The 374-nt window shown below is 37.7% G+C and carries 1 protein-coding gene; it reads left to right on the top strand.

Going from position 1 to position 374, the window contains the following annotated elements; all coding sequences use genetic code 11:
- Window positions 1-59 precede the first annotated feature (59 nt).
- On the top strand, window positions 60-374 hold a 315-nt coding region (locus ETC27_RS17825; RefSeq protein ID WP_240724960.1), incomplete at its 3' end, for an alpha amylase N-terminal ig-like domain-containing protein.

Genomic DNA, 374 nt, shown 5'->3' with positions numbered 1-374 from the left:
GCGCAAAAGATGAGCTTGTGCTAAAATGAAAAAAACAAGAAAAAAAGAGGTATTTATTCATGAATAAAGCAGCCATTTATCACCGTCCAGAATCAGAATTTGCTTATCTCTATACAGAGGAAACAATTCATATCCGTTTACGTGTTGCACGTGACGACATTCAAAGTGTTGCATTGATCTATGGTGACCCTTATATGTTTGTAAAACGCGATGATGAATCAGAAATGGTTTGGGATTATCAAGAAGTAGAAATGAAACATGGTTTATCCACAGCAGAAAGTGATTTCTATGTGACAGAGGTCGGCGTTCCACATAAACGTATGGACTACTTGTTCGTGATTACGGATTACGATGGGGAAAAGGTTGTCTATAGC

It is taken from the genome of Onishia niordana (genome assembly GCF_004798965.1).
GTDB classification, from domain to species: Bacteria; Pseudomonadota; Gammaproteobacteria; order Pseudomonadales; family Halomonadaceae; genus Onishia; species Onishia niordana.
Note: the sequence above shows the minus strand (reverse complement) of the source record. Positions and strands in the feature narration are given on the sequence as shown.